This window comes from Mycobacterium sp. TH-M106 (assembly GCF_057473765.1).
Map to the genome: position 1 here is coordinate 1 of NZ_JBYCLE010000288.1, position 4,964 is coordinate 4,964.

The following is a 4,964-nucleotide window of genomic DNA, read 5'->3' on the forward strand; positions in this document are numbered from 1 at the left end:
GCGACAAGGACTTTCGCACCGCTGTCGGAGAGGATGTAGCCGATCTCGGGGCCGGTCAAATGCCAGTTGACCGCGACGATGTACAGGCCGGTCTGCATGGCGGCGAAGTACACCGCGAGGGTGTCGACGATGTTGGGCAACACCATGACCAGCACGTCGCCGGGACGCAGCCCCAGGGCCTGCAGCCCGCGGCCGTAGCGGTCGGCGCGCGCGGTCAGCTCCGCATAGGTCAGCCGGCCACCCGTCACGTCGACCACCGCGACCGAGTCGGGCTGATCGCGGGCGATGTTCCACAGGCCGGTCTCGGTCATCCGGTTAATCTAGAACGTGTTCTAATCCTGATGCAAGACCGGTGGTGGCGACACCAACCCCGCCAGCTGGCGGATCTGGTCGACATCATGCGCGGTCACCATCATCGTCGTCACGCCGGCGGCTTCCCATACCGAGATCTGCTTGCGCACGTAGTCGATATCGCCGACGACGACGGCGTCGTCGACGAGTTCGTCGGGGATCACCTTGGCGGCCTCGTCCTTGCGGCCAGAGCGGAACAGCCGGGTGACGTCGTCGACCACCTGCGAGTAGCCCATCCGGCGGTAGACGTCGGCGTGGAAGTTGGTGTCTTCGGCGCCCATCCCGCCCATGTACAGCGCCAGGAACGGTCTGATGCCCGCGAACGCCGCCGCGCGGTCGCCGGTGATGACCACCTGGGCACTGGCGCAGATCTCGAAGTCCTCCCGGGTGCGCCGGGCACTGGGCCGCGCGAAGCCCTCGTCGAGCCACTCGTTGTACATGCTGGCCAGTCGCGGCGTGTAGAAGATCGGCAACCAGCCGTCGCAGATCTCGGCGGCCAGCGCGATGTTCTTCGGCCCCTCCGCACCCAGCATCACCGGGATGTCGGCGCGCAGTGGGTGGGTGATCGGCTTGAGCGCCTTGCCCAGCCCGGTGGTGCCGGCGCCGGTCAGCGGCAGCGGGTAGTGCGGGCCGTCGCTGGTCACCGGTGCCTGGCGGGCCCAGACCTGGCGCAGGATGTCGACGTACTCGCGGGTGCGCGCCAACGGCTTGGGGAACCGGGCCCCGTACCAGCCCTCCACCACCTGCGGGCCGGAGACGCCGAGCCCGAGGATGTGCCGGCCGCCGGAGAGGTGGTCAAGGGTGAGCGCGGCCATCGCACATGCGGTCGGGGTGCGCGCCGACAACTGCACCACCGAGGTGCCCAGCCGCAGCCGGTGCGTCGACGCCCCCCACCACGCCAGCGGCGTGTAAGCGTCCGACCCCCAGGCCTCGGCGGTGAAGACGGCGTCGAAGCCGGCCTCCTCGGCGGCCGCCACCAACTCACCGGCGTTGGTGGGTGGCTGCGCGCCCCAATACCCCAGTTGCAACCCCAGCTTCATGCGTGGCCCCTTATCTTGCCCAGATTGTTAGAACCTGTTCTACTCGATGCCGTGACCGTGAGCGAACCCCGGCCCGCCGGATCGGAGCAACCCGAACCTCCCCTTTCCGCGCCGCTGCGCTTGGCGTTCGACTACACCCGTTCGGTCGGACCTGTTCTCGGCCAGTTCTTCACCGCACTTCGCGAGCGCCGCATCGTCGGGGTGCGCGGCTCCGACGGACGAGTGTACGTGCCGCCGGCTGAATACGATCCGGTCGACCATGCACCGCTGACCGAGATCGTCGACGTGGAAAGCGTTGGCACCGTGGTGTCGTGGTCCTGGCAGCCGGCGCCGCTGCCGGGTCAACCGTTTGACCGCCCGTTCGCCTTCGCGCTGATCCGGCTGGACGGCGCCGACGTGCCGATGCTGCATGTGGTCGACGTGGGAGCTACGGGGCCCGCTGGCATCAGCACCGGAGCCCGAGTGCATGCGCACTGGGCCGACGAGCCGGTCGGCGCGATCACCGACATCGCCTACTTCGCGCTCGGCGATCTGAAGGATGCAGCCGAGGAACTTCCAGCCGTCACCGACGAACGCGACCCGGTCTCGATCGTCATCACCCCGATCGACCTGGAAATCCAGCACAGCGCTTCCTATCCGGAGAGTGCTTATCTGCGCGCATTGCGGGACGGCAGGCTGCTGGGCGCACGCACCGCCAAGGGCGGGAAAGTGTACTTCCCGGCCCGTGAAGCCGATCCGGCCACCGGCCAGCCGCTCACCGATTTCGTCGAGGTGTCAGACAGGGGCACCGTGACGACGTTCGCGATCGTCAACATCCCGTTCCCGGGCCAGCGCATCACACCGCCCTACGTGGCCGCCTACGTACTGCTCGACGGTGCCGACATTCCGTTTCTGACGCTGGTCTCCGACGTCGACGCGAACGAGGTCCGGATGGGTATGCGGGTGCAGGCGGTGTGGCGGCCCCGCGAGCAGTGGGGCTACGGGATGGACAACATCGAGCACTTCCGGCCGACCGGGGAACCCGACGCCGACTACGACACCTACAAGCACCACCTGTGAGGGGGAGCTGGCAATGAGCTCTCGCGACGTCGCGGTGGTGGGCTTCGCCCACGCCCCGCATCTGCGCCGCACCGACGGCACTACCAACGGTGTCGAAATGCTGATGCCGTGCTTTGCTGAGCTGTACTCGAAACTGGGCATCACCAGGGCCGACATCGGGTTCTGGTGCTCAGGCTCTTCGGATTACCTTGCTGGACGGGCGTTCTCGTTCATCTCGGCGATCGACTCCATCGGTGCCGTTCCGCCGATCAACGAGTCCCACGTGGAGATGGACGGCGCCTGGGCGCTCTACGAGGCCTACATCAAGGTCTTGATCGGAGAGGTTGACACCGCATTGGCGTACGGATTCGGCAAGTCGTCGGCCGGGGTGCTGCGCCGGATCCTGGCCTTGCAGACCGACCCGTACACCGTCGCTCCGCTCTGGCCGGACTCGGTGTCGATCGCCGCACTACAGGCCCGCCTCGGGCTAGACGCCGATGTGTGGACCGCTGAGCAGATGGCCCGGGTGGCCCTGGAGTCGTCCGCCTGCGCAGAGCGGGTGGACTGCGTGGAGTCCAGCGACAACCTCGACGAGCTGCTGGATCGTCCGTTCTTCGCCGATCCGCTGCGCCGCCACGACATTGCACCGATCACCGACGGGGCGGCCGCGGTCGTGCTGGCCGCCGACGGCCACGCCCGAGACCTGTGCGAAAACCCTGCGTGGATAACCGGTTTCGAGCATCGCATCGAGTCGCCGGTGCTGGGCAGCCGGGATCTGACTCGGTCTCCGTCGACGAGGGCGATCACCCGGCTGGCCACCGGTGACGACATTCCCGCGGTCGACGTCGCCGAGATCCAGGCACCGTTCACCCACCAGCAGTTGCTGCTCACCGAGGCGATGCAGCTGCCGTCGAAGGTGACGCTCAACCCGTCCGGTGGTGCGCTGTCTGCCAATCCGATGTTCGTCGCCGGCCTGGAACGGATCGGCTTTGCCGCCCGGCATATCTTCTCCGGTTCTGCGCAGCGGGTGCTCGCCCACGCCACCAGCGGACCGGCGTTGCAACAGAACCTGGTCGTGGTGATGGAAGGGCGGAACTGATGGCCAGACTCGCGGCAGTGCTGGGCGCCGGACAGACGCGCTACGTCGCCAAGCGGCATGACGTATCGATGAACGGCCTGGTGCGGGAAGCCATCGACGGTGCTCTAGCCGACTCCGGTTCGACCTTCGCCGATATCGACGCCGTCGTGGTCGGAAAGGCACCCGATTTCTTCGAGGGCGTCATGATGCCCGAGCTGTTCATGGCCGACGCCATCGGGGCCACCGGCAAGCCGCTGATCCGGGTGCACACCGCGGGGTCGGTGGGTGGCTCCACCGCCGTGGTGGCTGCCGGTCTGGTGCAGTCGGGCAGATACCGTCGGGTGCTGGCGATGGCTTGGGAGAAGCAGTCGGAATCCAACGCCATGTGGGCACTGTCGATTCCGGTGCCGTTCACCAAGCCGGTCGGCGCCGGTGCAGGCGGGTACTTCGCCCCGCACGTGCGTGCCTACATCCGCCGCTCCGGCGCACCGACACACATCGGGGCACTGGTGGCGGTCAAGGACCGGCTCAACGGTGCCCGCAACCCGCTGGCGCACCTGCAGCAGCCCGATATCACGATGGAGAAGGTGATGTCGTCGCAGATGCTGTGGGATCCCATCCGCTTCGACGAGACGTGTCCGTCGTCGGACGGCGCCTGCGCGATGGTGATCGGCGACGAGCAGGACGCCGATGCGCGGGTGGAAAGTGGTGATCCGGTTGCCTGGATCCATGCCACCGCGCTGCGCACCGAGCCGCTGGCCTACTCTGGCCGCGACCAGGTCAACCCACGGGCGGGCCGCGACGCCGCCGCTGCGCTGTGGCAGGCGGCCGGTATCACCAGCCCGATCGACGAGATCGACGTGGCCGAGATCTATGTCCCGTTCTCCTGGTTCGAACCGATGTGGTTGGAGAACCTGGGCTTCGCGCGCGAGGGCGAGGGCTGGAAGCTCACCGAGGCTGGCGAGACCGCGATCGGCGGCCGGCTGCCGGTCAACCCCTCCGGTGGCGTGCTGTCGAGCAACCCGATCGGCGCCTCCGGGATGATCCGATTCGCCGAAGCCGCCATACAGGTGATGGGAAAAGCTGGCGCACACCAGGTCCCGGGTGCGCGCAAGGCTCTGGGCCATGCCTACGGCGGTGGGTCACAGTACTATTCGATGTGGGTGGTCGGATCCGAGAAGCCAACCAAGGCCGATGACAGGAGGAGCAGATGACCGAGCACCCCGCGCACGCAGCCGGCCGACGTTCCCGGGAGGCGGTGACCGCCCGCGACAAGGACACCTGGCTGGCAGTGTTCGCCGATGACGCGGTCATCGAAGACCCGATCGGGCCTTCGCACTTCGACCCCGACGGCAAAGGCCACCACGGCCGCGACGCCATCTCGGCGTTCTGGGACAAGGCGATCGCTCCGACCGACAGGATCGAGTTCAACTTCGTCGACAGCTTCTGCTGCGGCA

6 protein-coding genes are annotated in these 4,964 nt (G+C 67.6%); 4 read left to right on the forward strand and 2 right to left on the reverse strand.

Translation table 11 applies throughout. The annotated features are described in order from the left end of the window. Together AC2VOP_RS09980 and AC2VOP_RS09985 are read right to left on the reverse strand one after the other, a co-directional pair. Positions 1 to 311 (reverse strand): AMP-binding protein (locus AC2VOP_RS09980; protein ID WP_486960802.1); only part of this gene is annotated, 311 nt, incomplete at its 3' end. Between the two features lie 21 nt (positions 312 to 332). Beyond that, entirely contained in the window at positions 333 to 1,391 is a 1,059-nt protein-coding gene (locus tag AC2VOP_RS09985) for an LLM class F420-dependent oxidoreductase (RefSeq protein WP_486960803.1), read from the reverse strand. A gap of 51 nt (positions 1,392 to 1,442) precedes the next feature. Here AC2VOP_RS09985 and AC2VOP_RS09990 point away from each other — a divergent pair, with 51 nt between their 5' ends. From AC2VOP_RS09990 to AC2VOP_RS10005, 4 genes are all read left to right on the forward strand, one after another. Beyond that, complete coding sequence (locus tag AC2VOP_RS09990; RefSeq protein WP_486960804.1) at positions 1,443 to 2,450, forward strand: Zn-ribbon domain-containing OB-fold protein; 1,008 nt, start codon at positions 1,443 to 1,445, stop codon at positions 2,448 to 2,450. Positions 2,451 to 2,463: 13 nt separating this feature from the next. Continuing rightward, positions 2,464 to 3,528 carry a thiolase domain-containing protein gene (locus AC2VOP_RS09995; RefSeq protein WP_486960805.1) on the forward strand — a complete coding sequence of 355 codons (1,065 nt, stop codon included), beginning with the start codon at positions 2,464 to 2,466 and terminating at the stop codon, positions 3,526 to 3,528. Continuing rightward, positions 3,525 to 4,721, forward strand: coding sequence for a thiolase domain-containing protein (locus AC2VOP_RS10000; protein WP_486960807.1), 1,197 nt, complete (start codon positions 3,525 to 3,527; stop codon positions 4,719 to 4,721). The genes AC2VOP_RS09995 and AC2VOP_RS10000 overlap by 4 nt, the downstream gene beginning before the upstream one ends. Further along, positions 4,718 to 4,964: nuclear transport factor 2 family protein (locus tag AC2VOP_RS10005; RefSeq protein ID WP_486960806.1), on the forward strand; the 247-nt coding region annotated here is incomplete at its 3' end. The genes AC2VOP_RS10000 and AC2VOP_RS10005, both read left to right, overlap by 4 nt.